Origin of the sequence: Bradyrhizobium sp. 2TAF36, assembly GCF_052114925.1 — a bacterium.
Taxonomy (GTDB): domain Bacteria; phylum Pseudomonadota; class Alphaproteobacteria; order Rhizobiales; family Xanthobacteraceae; genus Bradyrhizobium; species Bradyrhizobium barranii.
Genome location: NZ_JBFRFR010000027.1, coordinates 1 through 15,013, shown reverse-complemented (window position 1 = coordinate 15,013; position 15,013 = coordinate 1). Strand labels below are relative to the sequence as shown.

The 15,013-nt window shown below is 60.5% G+C and carries 9 protein-coding genes and 1 pseudogene; 5 read left to right on the top strand and 5 right to left on the bottom strand.

Going from position 1 to position 15,013, the window contains the following annotated elements; all coding sequences use genetic code 11:
- Nucleotides 1–88: 88 nt before the first annotated feature.
- The 5 genes from AB4Z51_RS16865 to AB4Z51_RS16845 all read right to left on the bottom strand — a co-directional run bounded on the left by AB4Z51_RS16865 (nucleotide 89) and on the right by AB4Z51_RS16845 (nucleotide 9,896).
- Nucleotides 89–3,034, bottom strand: coding sequence for an FAD-dependent oxidoreductase (locus tag AB4Z51_RS16865; protein ID WP_441497656.1), 2,946 nt, complete (start codon nucleotides 3,032–3,034; stop codon nucleotides 89–91).
- Nucleotides 3,035–3,392: 358 nt separating this feature from the next.
- A complete protein-coding gene (locus AB4Z51_RS16860; RefSeq protein WP_441497655.1) occupies nucleotides 3,393–3,974 on the bottom strand; it encodes a hypothetical protein in 582 nt (193 codons plus the stop codon).
- Between the two features lie 121 nt (nucleotides 3,975–4,095).
- Nucleotides 4,096–5,004, bottom strand: a complete 909-nt coding sequence (locus AB4Z51_RS16855) for an encapsulin (RefSeq protein WP_071917688.1) — start codon at nucleotides 5,002–5,004, stop codon at nucleotides 4,096–4,098.
- A 126-nt stretch (nucleotides 5,005–5,130) separates the two neighbouring features.
- Nucleotides 5,131–5,748 (bottom strand): DUF3237 domain-containing protein, encoded by a 618-nt coding sequence (locus tag AB4Z51_RS16850; protein ID WP_161495857.1) that lies wholly within the window; start codon nucleotides 5,746–5,748, stop codon nucleotides 5,131–5,133.
- Nucleotides 5,749–6,677: 929 nt separating this feature from the next.
- On the bottom strand, nucleotides 6,678–9,896 hold the full coding sequence (locus tag AB4Z51_RS16845; protein ID WP_161495858.1) for a DUF3237 family protein: 3,219 nt from the start codon (nucleotides 9,894–9,896) through the stop codon (nucleotides 6,678–6,680).
- 163 nt (nucleotides 9,897–10,059) lie between these two features.
- On the opposite strand from AB4Z51_RS16845, the gene AB4Z51_RS16840 reads away from it, so the two are divergent.
- From AB4Z51_RS16840 to AB4Z51_RS16820, 5 genes and pseudogenes are all read left to right on the top strand, one after another.
- On the top strand, nucleotides 10,060–10,227 hold the full coding sequence (locus AB4Z51_RS16840; protein ID WP_161495859.1) for a hypothetical protein: 168 nt from the start codon (nucleotides 10,060–10,062) through the stop codon (nucleotides 10,225–10,227).
- 507 nt (nucleotides 10,228–10,734) lie between these two features.
- Nucleotides 10,735–11,137, top strand: a pseudogene (locus tag AB4Z51_RS16835) (DUF1194 domain-containing protein); the annotation flags it as partial.
- Nucleotides 11,138–11,408: 271 nt separating this feature from the next.
- Nucleotides 11,409–11,963, top strand: a complete 555-nt coding sequence (locus tag AB4Z51_RS16830; RefSeq protein WP_085402190.1) for a thioredoxin family protein — start codon at nucleotides 11,409–11,411, stop codon at nucleotides 11,961–11,963.
- 663 nt (nucleotides 11,964–12,626) lie between these two features.
- The gene (locus AB4Z51_RS16825; RefSeq protein ID WP_135215533.1) at nucleotides 12,627–13,796 is read left to right on the top strand and encodes a saccharopine dehydrogenase family protein; all 1,170 of its coding nucleotides are present in this window, start codon (nucleotides 12,627–12,629) and stop codon (nucleotides 13,794–13,796) included.
- 185 nt (nucleotides 13,797–13,981) lie between these two features.
- The gene (locus AB4Z51_RS16820) at nucleotides 13,982–14,971 is read left to right on the top strand and encodes a S41 family peptidase (RefSeq protein ID WP_441497654.1); all 990 of its coding nucleotides are present in this window, start codon (nucleotides 13,982–13,984) and stop codon (nucleotides 14,969–14,971) included.
- Nucleotides 14,972–15,013: the final 42 nt, after the last annotated feature.

The following is a 15,013-nucleotide window of genomic DNA, read 5'->3' as shown; positions in this document are numbered from 1 at the left end:
GCAGATGCAGCTTTCCTGGCGGGACTCAATCAAGGGATCTAAGAGCAATCGGGTTACGATGCCCCCATTCATTCCAACCTGAACCCGATTACGCGTCGCGCTGGGTCAGGAAGTTTATGCAAGTGCGCAGCCATTCGAGGTCTGGACCTGCAGGCACACCGGCGAACGCCGAGTTGTGGAATTCGCGCGCTGCAGCCTCTGCAAATTCGGCTGCCGCTCGCTGCGCCCATGGGATGCTCCCGCCGTCCGCGATGATCTGATGTAGCCTCAGCACTTCGCGCGGCAAACGTCGCTCGCGGGGCCGCGCCAGAAAGGTGCTAATCCACGCACGGTCAGTGGGAYTCGCCCGACCCAGGGCGTGCGCGAGCAGAAGCGTCCGTTTGCCTTCCCAGAGATCTCCGTCGATCTCCTTGCCGTAACGCCCAATGTCGCCAACCAGGTTAAGAACATCGTCGGTGATCTGGAAAGCCAGTCCAAGCAGATAGCCAAACCGATCAAATCGACCGAGATTCTGGTCCTCGCCGTTGGCAACGAGTGCACCAATCCGCATGGGGTGAATGAAGCTGTACCAGGCCGTTTTCTTGAGCACGAGCCGCAGATAATCGTCTGTCGTAACTGTGAGATCATTGTCTCGTACCCATCCTAGTTCGTTGGCCTGCCCCTCCAAGGTCTCGACGACCATGTGATCGACTTCGTCGAAGATGCGCAGCGCCGTCACCGGGCCGAGCCGCTCGCCGGTCTTGCGGAAAAGGCGCATAGCGAGTGCGTTCATGGAATCGCCGGTGTTCACGGCAATTGGAATCCCGGCGCGGCGATGCATTGTCGCAACGCCACGCCGCCAGTCGCTACCGTCTTCAATATCGTCGTGCACGAGAAATGCATTGTGCAGCATTTCCAGGCCGGCGGCGGCAGGAAACGCATCCTCCGCGCGGCCGCCCAGCGCTCTCGCGGTCGCGATGCAGAGGGCAGGACGAAGGCCCTTGCCTGACCGGCCCATGAAATCCGTCACGAGCCCATACAGGTGGCGCTGCGGTTCCCACGTCGGTACACCTTCTGTGAGCATATCGGCCAGCATGTCGCGATACCACACCAGGCGGTCCAGAAAGCCGGCCGGGCCTACGATCTCGCCGGCCAATGGCACAGTATCCGCGACCTTGATCAACGCATCCTGCAGGGTGGGCACATCAACCAAGCGGCGCGCCATCGTCGCCGGGTCGACCGCATCAAGCGCGCCGACATCATCCGCGGCGGCACTGTGCGAGTCGAGCGTGTCGGCGACGGCATGGGTGAACGGCGATACCTGCTCGAGCAGGGAGCTCGCCTGCTCCAGCAGCGGCGACGCACCGCGTAAGGCGTGGGCAGCTACCTGCGCGAGTGAAGCGTCCCACGGCAGGCCGGCCTGGTATCGCGCAGCATCGCGCAGCCGCCATGGCAGGAGGATTTCAGGTTCGTGCAGCGGCCACAGCTCACAGCGGCTTCCGTCGAATTTCACGGCGTCAAGCAGGCCATTCACTGCGCGCCGAGCTGCCTCATTGGCTGCCTCCATCGTCGCGAGGTCGGTATGCGTGCGAACGTAGTCCGACGCCAGAAAAAGGTTTGGAATGGCGGTGGTCGCCTCGGGACGCAAGGCCCAGGTTTCGACTTGGTTCACCAGAAGCGGCTCGGAATTCCGTAGCCAGCCCGGGCGTGCGGGATCGTTCTCAATGTTTGCGCTGAGGAACCACGAATGCAAATCCTCATCGCGCAGCACCTCATCACCGGCATCATTGAGCGAGCGCTTGAGTTGATTCCATGTCTCGCGCACCACCTCTTCACGCGAGCACCGCATGGCTGGGCGTCCGTCCGATCCCGGCGCCGTCCAATCAGAAAGATCGACCGAGAGGATGCCGTGCACATCGCTGTCTCGGAACAGCTCAGACGGCACATCACGCCAGAACTGAAGCTGCGAGATGCTCGTGAGCGCCCATTCGGTGTCGATGTGAATCACGTGCCCGTGCGCCGACGGCACCGCGCGGTGCAGATAGAACTGCACGCCGTTCATCCACTCCAGGTTCGGAGCCAGCGCGCGCAGGTTGGCGAGCGTCGGGTCGGCTGCCGCCAGGCGGTCGCTCACCAGGGGGGCGATGTCCTCGAGCGGGAGCGCCGCCACGTAGTGGTCGCCATGCACCATGATGCGCTGGCCGTGCTGGCGAGCGACGACGCCGGTGATCCGTCCGCTCTCGTAAAGGATCTCCTCGACCCGTGCGTTCTTGACGTACCGCACCCCTCTCGATTCGAGATACGCAAGCCACGGGTCGATCCAGACGAGATTCGTCGGCCCATCGAGCACGCGATCAGTCGATCCCGCGATCGGATTCAGGATCGTGAGCACCAGCTGCACAAAGATGTCGCCGATAGTGCGCGCACTGGCCTTGCGCGCTTTGGACGCCACCAGCGAGCGCGTTATGCCGGTGGCGAGGAACTTCTGGTATGACTCCGACCGCTGCTCGGCGCCGACGAACTCCCACCAGCTCGTGCGTTCGTATTCTGCGAGCCGGCGCTGGGGGCACGACGTGAGTATCTGCCAGACGCGCGCACCGAAGAATGCCAGATCGTCGGGTGTGAGGCCGGTGGAGTGTTCGAACAACAGCAGGATGTCCCGCAACGTGGTGCCGGCATCGCGGGGCGAGAGCGGAAAGCCCGCCGGTACGACGAACGGGGGCTCGTCGTATTGCGTGAACTCCAGTCGCGTGGTCGGCACCAGGTGATCCGCCACCTTGCTCCCGTCAAACGACGGTATGCGGCGCATGGTCTCGATTACGTGCTTGTAGAAACCTGGGAAGAATCGAAACCCATGCTCGCCGGGCACCCGATGCTGGATCGAACTCCCAGCGCCATCGGCGACCTGATGTCCGCTGGTGTCCTCGCCCTCGTGGAAGACGGGAATGCTGCGGGCCTTGCCTCCCGCAATATCGCCGCTCTCGAGCACCACGACATCAAAGCCGCGCTCGACCAACTCGTGCGCGGCACTCATGCCGGCGACACCGCCGCCCAAGACGATAACCTTAGTAGGCATGCTTCACCGAGCCATGACCACTTAGTCCGACTTTTAGCCAGCTTTGGAGGCGTCACCGAGCGCGCGGGACGCGATACATCGGATCATTTTCGACGATCTCACGAGCACTTTCAAGCATGAGCTTCATTGCCCAAAGTTGCCAAACGTACGCCAGCGGCCATCTGTATTTGACCAAGTAGAAAAGCTCGAAGCGATCCGTATTAGGAATTGGGCGTAGCTGTGCGATCAGATCTGAACTACGGCGTTCAACTATCACATAAGCGCCGCTTCGCTGCGATTTTCGTGCCTAAATCTCGTTACGGCATCACGCGGGAAACCGCCGATGCACATTTTTTGATTACGCCGTCGGTGAGTTTGCTGATTTGGCCTTAACGCTTTCTTCGTAGCAGTTGCTCTTCTGGCTGACGGAATTTTCTTCTTCTTGCTGACGGAATTTTTTTTGCGAAGCGGCATCGCGCAGTACGAGATAGAGTCCCTGCGCGTTTGCTTTCACATCATATGCGAGGGTAATGATTTTCCCCCAGCGTTCGTTAATTAAGTCAATGACAACCAATAGACCTTCACCGAGGTCGGTCGGCGCCTGTACAGTTATTTTTTGGTTTTTCAGTGTCACGTCCTTTAGCGTGATCTCATCGACCACATTGATCTTCACTCTTTTGGTTTGCACAATTATCTGCAGGGCGTCTTTCTCCGTCATCGCACGGACAGATCTCAAAACTTCAGTGCCTATTTCGATTGGCGCTACCACGCCTTTTTTTTCTTTTACGTCCAGCTCTGCCATACGCGCCTTAATGGTAGCCAGTTCTTTGCCTGCCTCAGGCGCACCTTCCACCTTGGCCCATAGCGCATCCAGCTTCATTTGCTGGGCCGCTACCAGCTCGCGCAAGTCCGCCAGGTTCTTTTCCGTAGCTTTATCCATTGAGATCTCTCCAATTGGTTTCGAGATTCCCGTCTTTGTTCACTGAGACAATGACCCATGGACCGCCACCTTAGCCCCGAGACATTTGTCCGCACACGCCGCGATCGCCGGATGTCAATCGCTACGGTCCCCTCAGCGGTATGATCGCTTCGGATTCCTTGATGCGGAGCGCCATCTTCTCGCACACACGGAAGACGAAATTTGGATCGGCTGTGACTTGCAGGAACTGGACACATACGTCTGTGGCGATGACTAGCTCGACTGGCTCGCCGCCAAGTGCCACTACCACGCCGGACCCAACGCCGACAGCGACGTCAAGCGTGGATGAGCGGAGCAGCGGACCGCCGCCCAGAAACGGGAGGATGCGATCTTGCGGCAATACAAGAAGCGCCGTTGGAGTCTGAGCGACAAGAAACAGATTCTGGTCAAGCACCACCGCGAACGGTCCGAAATGGCCCTGCTCTTCCAGGCGGCCAATGGCGCCGGCTATCGCGCCCACCAGGTCCAGGCGCGGCGGCAGCCATGGAATACTAACAACCTGCTGCGCCGGTAGGTTTCTCCAAAGTCCAGGGCTTACCTGCCCGCCGGTGATTTCCCAGACCCTATTTGGGAACGCAGGGCCGACATCTATAGGGGGGGCAACCCTATTCTGTCCCGGGAATGCTGCGTTGTATGCTACGTCTTGCCCTAATCCCCTGAAGACGACGGCGTCCTCAAGGCGAGCCAGTACGTTGGCAGCGCGCCGAAATAAGGCCAGCACGCTGGTCATCTCCGGATCGGCCATCTGCGCACCGCGCACGGTCACCCTTACCTGTAACGTCGCCAACTGGATGACATCCCTGTCCTGAATAGCTATCGCATTCGGCGAGATAAGTTCCTTCCTCACGAAGTCGGTATCCCCGGGCAGCGGTCCAAGCAACGGAAGGAACGTCGCCGCAATCCGTGCGCGGCTAGCTTCCTCTTGAACGGCTTTGTTGACGCGAGCCCACTGCTCGTCGGTCCAAGGCACTTGCGGATTATCGGTTGTCATCTCAGAGGCCCCCCTAATTAGATACATCGGGAACGAGATGTCGTTTGTGCTTGCGCACGAACGCAAATATCTTGAGCTCAAAACACCGTCGGCGCGCACTCCACGAGTGCGGCTTCGAATGAGTCTTCAGTCTACATGTTTTGCTGCCCCCGCCGTTACGACGTATATGTCGTACGAGGCGCGAAGCGTCTTCATGTCCACTCTGCCAACGCCAATACACTGGGCGCGGTTGAGCCAAGCGAGTTCTTTGTCAGCGGTCGCGTAGGTTGGAGCAAGAACGAACGGCGGCAGTATACCGAAATCTCCGCGGATGGCACGTGCGTAGCCGTCCGCACCCAGGTCAAGGATGCCATCATACAAGCAGTCGATCCGCGCGCCAGACAGCGTCTGCAGACACTCCGTCACGTTGACTATTCCAACACCATCCTTGCGGATGCGCAGCCAGTTGACCCCGCCGGGCCGGACGATCCCCTCGAAGCGCGGCCCAACGAAGCGTCCTTCCGTGACGTGCAAGTTGATCCGCAGTCCATCCGGCACAACGCCTATTACCTCCGTACGGATGGCCACCGTGCCGGCCCAGAGGAACGTGGTATCCCAGTCCCAGCGGAGCTCGCCTGCAGGTAGAGCAGCGGTCTCGACCGGTGCCGCTCCGCAGCCCACCTGATACCGGGGACATTCGGCGGACTCCCGTAGGCGCGGAGAGATCGGCTGGCCGGCAAAGCCAAGCACCGGCAGAAACTCCACCGTTCCGCCGGATTGGCCCGGCAGGAGCGCCCGGAATAGCCGACCGTTCGCACCGTGGACGCGCGGCGCGGATTGCCCGATTGCCTGGCGGACCGGGCCTCCGTTCACCCGGTACTCCACCGTGACGGCGTGACCCGGCCGCACTGGAGAGACCGCTACCGTCACAGATGCCGGGGTTCCCGGAGAAATCACCGCGGGGGGCACGGGCGTATCCGCCTCGCCCCATCGCAACTCCGAGCCGTCCCAAGCGCGCTGCATCGAAGGCATGCATGCTGCCGTAGCTGGAGCTTCATCCGTTTGCAGCGTCAAAGAAGGCGCCGGAAGAAACCGGTCACACGCCGGAATAGGTAAGGGCTTTGCCGCAGCTTCCGCGAAAACGCACGGCCGTCTATTGACGAATCCGCGCGACGGGGAATTCATCGGACGCTCCGCGGCGTGAGATCGAGGCCCCGGCGCACCCGCCATGCTTCGTCTTCCTCGGCGAGGATTTCGAGTGCGCGCGCAATGAGATCGCCGGGATTGGTCACCATGGGGGGTGTCCAAGCCGCCGCCTGCCGCACCGAGGGGTCTCCCAAGCGCGCAGCGCTTTGGCGTGCTGATCGAAGCGCGTCAAAAGGTTGTCGAAGAAGGCCGCGCTTTTGGGCCGCCCCGGTCTGGACGCCAGCCGCATCGGCAAGTCCCGGTAAACGCGACAGCGGCGACGCCCCCGGAGGAGAGAGCCCCGAGTCTTCGACCGCGCTTTTCGATCCATAGCATTTGCCTTGCATTTGCTCGACCGACTTCGGATCCTGGTTCTGTCTAATAGACTACATTGTATTGCGTGTACAGGACAGGGGCTGCTGCCGGTAGTTGGGCGACTGGCGGATCTCAACACGCCGGCGCCAGCCCACTTAGGGCGACGAAAAACCGCTTGCCAGCGGCGCGATACCCTATCGCAAGGCGGATCTGTAGAACCCGATATCGTCTTGGATCACCGCGTCCAGTCCGACTGGTACGCGAGCAGGATTCGCCAGATCAAGCTTCCGAAACGCGATCTTGTCGCGCCAGACCTTTCGCAAAAAATCCTCAAATACGAGAATTGTCAGTCGTTCACCCGCACATCGTCGGTATCCAAAGCCGAACGGAGCAAAGCCGGCATAGTCACAAACCGGATAGCTTCGTTCGTCCGCAACGACAAATAACGTGCCGAAGCCGCTATTTGTAATACGGGCGTTTCGTCCGTCCTTGATCTTGAAACTGGTGATGTCAAAGGGACACCGTGCCAGGCCGATCTGCCGACATTTGTCATCGTTGATCTGCGCGCTGGTCGGGACGCGGAGATATCGTTGCGGATCGAACGTATTCGGATCCGTCCAGTGAACCGGATCCAGGCTGGTGCTGGCATGCGGTGTGGATACATAGCTGTCCCTTTCAAACGGCATGTCGAGCTTTTGCTGCGGAGCCTCCCCGCGGACGCTTGATCTCGCATCATGGATGGCGGAGACGCTGCCACCGTTCGGCGAAATCACGCGAAACAATTCCATTACGAATAGCTCAAGTGGCGAGAAAGACGCACCTCCGGCAGTGTCGAAATTTCCGCCCATTGTCTTCTGAAATGATGCTCGCACGGCCTGGTCGCCGCGGTCTTCCGACAGGAGCGACATGACCCGGAAAATCGCATTGCCCCATTGGCTTAGCGCGACGAAATCGTGGAGGCACTCAATGACCATGTCCTTCTTGCTGAAATGACCGCCGTCCTGGGCATTCTTCAGCCAATGCCAGGCCATGGTTCTCTCGGGATTTTTGATTTTGCCCGATTGGATATCGCTGATGCGTTTGCCGATCCACGATTTGAGAAAATCCTGAAGCTCACGAACCTTCATATAGTTTTGGTAGGTAACTGGCAGCAACGGATCCCGATAGGCAAAGACCGTATTGAACGCCTTTCCTATTTCACGAACCTCACGGGGAATATCGCTGCCAACAAGTCCAAGGTGAAGGTCCCAATAGAGGTCGAAATAGTGGTCGAGGTAGTGCTGCATGAATGGCCTGTCAGCAAATTTCTGATCTAAGAGCTTGTCAAAAAAAGCTGTAACTTTGGCGCGGTACATCGGCTTATAGAGATCGGGCGTCACCGCCGAAAAATAAATTCGCTTGCGAAGATTATTCTCACCCCGCTTCTCGAGACCTTGCAGGAAAACCATCACGCCCTCCTCAGGGGTCGGTTTCCAGTCACGATAGATGAGACCAAAACGATCACGAGGGAGTGCATTCTCCTTACTGAAATTAAGGTCAATCATTGGCAACAGGGGCCGCTCCCCTTCGTAAACGTTCGTCAGGAAGAACGGTATGACGACTTTCTCGACGTAGATCGGATCGAAATTGGCAGGAATCGCGGCGCGAAAACGTTCAACCGCGGTGATGATCTGCTCCGGTATCGGTGACTGTGCTGCAGCGCTGGACGCCTCTTGTGCTCGCTCCCCCACCCGCACCACGTACATGTCGAACTGCGCGCGAAGCGCGCTCATGTCCACCTTCCCCACACCGATGCACTGGACGCGGTTGAGCCATTCGAGCCTCGGATCCGCAGTCTCATATGTCGGTGTGACCACGGCGGAGATTTGCTGGTCATACTCACCGCGCAGCGCCCGAGCGTAGCCGTCGGGACCAAAATCGGCGACCCCGCCGTAGGCGCCGTACACGCGAACGCGGTCCCGCGTCTCGAAACACGCCCGGACGTTGACGATCGCAATTCCATCCGGGCGGATATGCATCCAGTCCGCCGCGCCGGGTAACACGACGGCATCGTGACCCGGCCCAACGAAGGTCCCTTCCGTGATGTGCCAATTGACCCGGAGGCCGTCGGACATTGGGCCGACCAATTCTTTGCGGAGCACCACCTTCAATGATCCGAGGAAGCTCGTATTCCAAGCCAAGCGGAATGGGGCAGAGGCGGCCTCTTCGGATGCCCCCCAACGAAGGCGCGAGCCGGCGTTTGCCATTCCCTCGCATGCAGCCGAACTGTCGCGGGCGCAACGCGGGGTCTGATCCGCCAGGCCGGTGATCACCCCCCTCACCTTGGGAAAAAAACCCAGCACTTTGGGCGTGAAGCCCCATGCGAGAAGGGTCCGACCTTCTTCCGAGCTCCGGTCGAAGTGCAAAGATCCTGGCATCACCGGCTGCAGCCGAGGGGCGACATCGCTTCGCCACTGCCAGCAAACGACCGGCCCCTGCCCGATGCGCGCGACCGCCGGGTAGACGCATTCGGCACCGCGCGGAAGCGCCTGCAGCGTGACGCCGGCTGTTTTGGCCGCCTGAGCTACCACTGACTCGTATGCCGTCGGATCCCCGGTAAGCGCCAGGTCTCCCTGGACGACGCCACGTCTGTGCTGGTCTTTGATCGACAAGTGAAGCCGGCGACCGATGCACGCCATATCGATGGTCCCGGGCCGCTTGTCGGTACCCATGCGCTCGCGGCCGACGTCGATCGCAACCTGGGTCGTATCGAGCAGTCGGAACATGTACATCCGCGCTTTGTTCTCATACACCGCTGTTGCGGGATCGAACGATCCATCAAGCATCACAAGCACGCTCGATGCGCCGTTGGAGGCCGCCTTCAGGGACGCCTGGCTTTCGGGAGCGTTGTCCGCCACGGCAGCAACCACTATGAACATGGCGGCATACGGCCGGATCGAGGTGTCGGTGAACTTATTCGACCAGAGCTGTGCGACAGCCGCGTGCCTGCCGTCCGCGTACTTCAAGGTTATCGGCCTGTAGCCACTGCCGGCCAATGCGGCATTCACGAGAGGTACATTGGAGCACTCGCCGTAGAGGTGCACCATTTGACCGTTATAATACTGAAGCTCATTCGGCACGACTGCGCCGCTGGCGGTCGTATAGGTCTTGCCCGTGATGATGTACTTGTCGAAGAGTGGTTCGTACCGCTCATTATCGACATCGGACGGTGGCGGCACGAACGCGTCCAAAGTCAACTTGCTCTTCGCTTCTCGGGACAGTTGCTGCTCGAAGGTGCGAAGGACTTCTTGAACGTCCTCTTTGCTATGAGGAATCTGCAAGAGTCGAATGACATCCGAATTTCCGAGCTCGCCGGCTGCGGCGAGCCGAGTGGCCTCGCGGATCATTCCGCTGCTACGAATCGCTGTGCCCACGCTGGTCTCCCTTGAATAGAATGAACCGCGCCAGGAGCCGCGCCGCTTTGTCCGTTCGAACCATTATTCCTGAGCGCGAATGTCGGAATTTATAATATCCTGCTGGTCCTTGCGAATGCCACACTTATCCACCTCCTGGAAGTGATCCGACTTGAGGTATGTGTTGGGCCTCAAGGAGGACTACAAACGGCAAAAACGCTACATGCCCGAAGAGATCGTCGCGAAGCCTGCGGTAGGTCGAATGTCCTGGTCTCGCAGGGCAAAACATGTCCAGGCGATCGGCCAGATCGGCGTGGGCCCTTTCGTCGGCGAGGAATTTCTGGAGGTGTAAACAGCACGCCGCCAGCGCCAACAGAAAGCCTAGCCCGCAAGTCCGCGCGGGCGGTGGCTTGCATTAGCGGCACATGAGGTCGCGGCCGCGCGCGAAGTATCGAACAACTGCCGATCGAGGGTCATTGCATCGGTCAGGGACCCCAATGGTGTGCTCGAAAAGTTGCTGTTGCCGCTCGATGCCCAGCGAAGAACGGTGGCCGGAAAGCCGCCATTTTGCGTTTGAGAAGTTCTTCGCGTGAAGGGTTCGGAAGTTGTGCCTGCCGTAAATCACATCCGGCCATATTGATGGTGCAGTCCGCCCAAGATCGGGCGGCAGACGACATTCCCGGCCCACTCAACGCCGCGAGGGACTGGGGCATCCTTGTTCAATGACAAATGAGTGCGCGTGCCGTTGGAGCTTGCTCGCTACGCAATCGTCAGGTGGATCGATCAGACGGGTCGCAGCGATGTGCTCGTTTTTGGCCCGGCTGGGAATGGGACGGTGCGAGGGACGGAAATCGGCGATCTGTTCGAAGAGAATCCGTATCGCGGGTTGCGGCGCGTCATCGACATTTCCGGCGATGGGTCGAACAACGACGGAGCCCCCCGTAACCGGCGCGCGCGACGCTGCCCTGGAGAAAGGCATCATCATCAACGGCCTCCCGATCATGATGAAGGAGCCATCCCTCTCGACGACCGATATCGAGAACCTCGATCTCTATTACGAGGACTGCGTGATCGGAGGGCCGGGCGCCTTCATCATGACGATCAAAGATCGCGAAAAATTCCAGGCAGCGATCCGGACCAAGCTTGTTCGCGAAGTTGCGGGCCTCACGCCAGAGAGCGGGATCGTCCCAGCCGCCGAGAAAGAGCCCCGGGTGCCCTGTCTGATCGGCGAAAAAAAATCGCAGGAGCGCGGCCGGAGGTGAGTGTCGAGACGATCATTCAGAGCCGCCGGGCGAACAAACTTTAGACAGCAGTTTATCATGGTCGCAGCCCCACGCGTCGGGACATTGGAGCTGCTAACGTCCGTTCGTGGCCTACACCGACGAAATCCCGCGCTCGTCCCAATGACGGCTGTTAAGGGGCGACCGGAAATGGCTAACATATGGCCAAAACAACGCGACTGGCGAGTAGGCTTTGGAAACTGTGCCCCAGCAGGCCGTAGTCAGCATATATTTGGGCACAAGGAGGTGCGAAATGGCGACAGCAGCTACCCAAGTCGTTCTTGATACGCCGGCGCCCGTGTTCCAGCTTCCGGCCACCGACGGCAAGATTTACGCACTGGACGACGTTGCCGGCGAAAAAGGCACGGTCGTCGTCTTCATCTGCAACCATTGTCCCTATGTCAAAGCGGTGATCGACCGCATGGTTTCGGACGCCCGCGTGCTGATGTCGGGGAGCATAGGCTTTGCGGCGGTTTGCTCGAACGATGCGGCGAACTATCCCGAAGACTCATTTGAGAATATGAAGCGTTTCGCGAAGGCTCATGATTTCCCGTTTCCATATCTCCACGACGAGACCCAGACAGTCGCTCGGGCGTATGGGGCGGTCTGTACGCCGGACTTCTTCGGTTACAATGCCGACCGCAAGCTCAAGTATCGCGGCCGGCTCGACGATGGGCGTGCAACTCCGCCTCGCGCGGGGGCGCCCCGAGAGCTTGTCGAGGCCATGCGCGCGATTGCGACCACCGGTCTTGCGCCGGCTGACCAAAAGGCGTCTATTGGCTGCTCGATCAAATGGAAGGACGAATGAAGCCGATCCCTGTCAACAGGTTTCGTATCTGAGACCGCCGCGTACGGCAGCATTTGCTGCACATGTGCGATTTGACTAGCGGCATCACGAGGACCCTGCGGCTGCTGCCGGAGTCGCGTTCGCCCCTTCTCCTTCAGGTCTGCTTCCGGGGCAACACGAGGCTTCGGCTCCTGCAATCCGACCCGTCAGTGCTGCGTCGCTTTTGCGACACCGATCGACTCCTGTCGAGCGCTTGGACCAGATTTGCTCACCCTGAGTTCTTCCGGTGTTGGCCCGTTTGGGGCACGCCAACCGGCCCGGAAACTGTCCGCTTGTCGAGGGGAAGACGGGAAGTGGCTCGCCCGCGGTCAAAATGGCGTGTTGACTCCAACCGGTCGTTGCGCACCCCAAGACAGGAACTGTGGTATCCTCCGTCAAATGCGATGGGACGGTTCAACGAAAGCGGCTGCCCCCTCTAGTGGCACTTGCTGCGCGTCCTCGTGTCCTCGCCGGGCTCCGGGACAGCACAAAATGGCCTGGCATCCCCACCTCTTAGGCGCCTGCTCGGCCCGCGCCGACGAGGTGATCGAATGAGCGCGCTAGGCAAGCTGGTGCGATCCTGCCGGCGGAAGACCGGTCCGAGTAAGGGGTAACGCCCTCCCGGGTTCGAGGAGGACCAGCGTCGTGAAGCGGGACTTCGACCTCATCGTCTATGGCGCGACGGGTTACACCGGCCGTCTCGTCGCCGAATATCTGACGACGTCCTATCGCGGCGACGATGCTCCGTCCTGGGCGATCGCGGGACGCTCGACCGACAAGCTCCAGAAAGTGCGTGCCGACATCGGCGCACCAGACGATTTGACTTTGGTGAAGGCGGATGCCGCCGAGCCGGCCAGCCTGCGTTCGATGTGCGAGCGTGCGGCCGTGATTATCACGACGGTCGGGCCTTATCAGCTTTACGGCCCCGAGCTTGTGGCGGCCTGCGCGGCCACCGGCACTGGCTATGTCGATCTGTGCGGCGAACCGGCGTGGATGCGGCGCATGATCGACGCCCATCACGAAGAGGCGAAACGGACCGGCGCGCGCATCGTCTTCTCCTGCGGCTTCGATTCCATCCCGTTCGATCTCGGCGTGCTCACGTTGCAGGAGAAGGCGCGCGAGAAATTCGGACGCCCGGCGCGGCGGGTTAAAGCCCGCCTGCGCAAGGTGAAAGGCGGCATGTCGGGCGGCACCGCAGCGAGCGCCCAGGCGACGTTGGCGGCCGCGGCGCGCGACCCGGCCCTGATCCGGCTGCTGACCGATCCCTTCGCGCTGACACCCGGGTTCACCGGGCCGTCTCAGCCGTCCGGCCTTATCCCCGAATACGACCCGAGCATGAACGTGTGGCTCGTGCCGTTTCCCATGGCGCCGGTCAACACCAAGAACGTACACCGCACGAATTTCCTGTTGGGTCATCCCTACGGCACGGACTTCGTTTACGACGAGATGATGGTCGCGCCCGGATTTGGGGAAATCGGTCGCGTGACGACGGAGACCTTCGCCACCATATTTTCCCTGCTCGGGACCGGCGGTCTCAAACCCGGTGCAGGCCCGACTCGGGAAGAGCGCGCGAAGGGCTTCTACGACATCCTCCTCCTGGGCGAGCTGCCGGATGGCCGACGGGTCGAGGCGGTCGTCACGGGCGACCGCGATCCGGGCTACGGCTCGACCAGCAAGATGATCGCCGAGAGCGCTCTCTGCCTCGTGCGCGACGTGCAGGGCGAGGGCGGCACCTGGACGCCGGGCGCGCTGATGGGTCCGGCGTTGCGCAAGCGTCTAAGGGAGCGCGCCGGCCTCACCTTCAACGCGCGTTGAGGTAACGCTCGGAACTGCAGCGGCGTGCTGGACTACGTGGATCGTAACCAACGAAAAGCGCGGATTGGCGTGCGCGGCCTCAAATCCGGTTCAATGGCCGCTTTCGGCCCGTTTGAGACATTCCCCCTGGCTCTGAGAATGTCCGATTATCGAGACAGCGACGAGCTCCATCGCAAGGTTGCACGATGAAGAAGGTAATCAACTCAGGACTGTCGCGCCGCCACTTTTTGCGGCTCACGTCAGTGGCCGCGGCGTCAGCTCTGACTCCAACGGTGTTGTGGGCCGAGCAGCAACAAGCAGCGGATTCGGCCACATCCCAGGCCGTGCCCGCACGCATCGCCACGTTCGAGGAGGTATGGCGGACCGTGCGAGATCGTTTTTACGATCCGCACCTAGACGGGCTCGATTGGTCTGCCGTCCGGGAACGTTACTTGCCGGACGCCACGCGGGCGAGTTCCGAAGAGGCGCTGGCCGGCGTCATTAATAGCATGCTCTCTGAGCTGCATGCTTCGCACACCCGCTACTACACACCGTACGAACCAGAGTACTACCAGCTTTCTGATATCTTTGCTGGTGCGTTAAGGCGGCGCGGACTGGAACGTGTTTTTCCGAATGGCCGTATCTCCTATCCCGGCATTGGCATCCTCTCGCGTCTCGACACGCAGGGTCGCAACATGATCACCGGTGTTATAGAAGGYACGCCAGCCCAACAAGCCGGCCTGCTCGCTGGCGATGCGATCGTCTTCGCCGATGGTGCACCGTTTGAGCCGGTACAGTCATTCCGTGGCAAGGTCGGCAAGGAAGTTGTGCTGGGGCTGCGTCGTGCCGGCGCGTTTATGCAAATATCGGTTACTCCGGTCGAAATTGAGCCCAACAAGATGTTCTTGGACGGCTTGAAGRCCAGCGCCCGTATAATACCGGCCAACGGCCGAAGCATCGGCTATGTTCATGTCTGGTGCTACGCCGGCTCCGTGTATCAGCGGACGCTCGAGCATCTTCTATCGCAGAGTCCCCTGAACGGCGCCGACGCACTGATCTGGGACTTGCGCGATGGCTGGGGCGGCGCGATTGACCTTGCCCCCAAGTTTTATCCAGTCCTGAGTTCGCCCCGGCTGTTGGATTTGCCCGGTTGGACGGTGGCAGCGGCGGGAGCCGGCGCGGAGCCCTCGGCATAGCGCAGCGCCGGCTCCCGGCGCGGGTGGCAGGTGAAGGCGAAC